The sequence below is a fragment of the Pseudomonas sp. 2995-1 genome (assembly GCF_002742505.1).
Classification (GTDB): Bacteria; Pseudomonadota; Gammaproteobacteria; order Pseudomonadales; family Pseudomonadaceae; genus Aquipseudomonas; species Aquipseudomonas sivasensis.
The window spans coordinates 1-248 of sequence record NZ_LJSA01000106.1; the positions used below are offsets into that span (position 1 = coordinate 1).

1 protein-coding gene is annotated in these 248 nt (G+C 32.3%); it reads left to right on the forward strand.

What is annotated here, in order from left to right; genetic code table 11:
• Window positions 1-104 precede the first annotated feature (104 nt).
• Window positions 105-248, forward strand: a 144-nt coding sequence (locus AOA61_RS32645) for an aminotransferase class V-fold PLP-dependent enzyme (protein ID WP_143521138.1), incomplete at its 3' end; no start/stop codon positions are given.

Genomic DNA, 248 nt, shown 5'->3' on the forward strand with positions numbered 1-248 from the left:
CTTTTAAACTAATGACAAGAGGATTTATTAATTTTGTTATTTAATGGTTAAAAACTCTCCTTGAATGATTCAAGATAAAAGACTTATTAAAATGAGGGATTGAAATGATTTATCTAGACCATGCTGCAACAACACCGATGTCCGAATCTGCTTTAGATGTTTATACCAAAGCATCAAAGGAGTACTTTGCAAATCCCAGCAGTTTGCATGAACAAGGGGAAAAAGTAAAACAACTACTTGAGAAATGT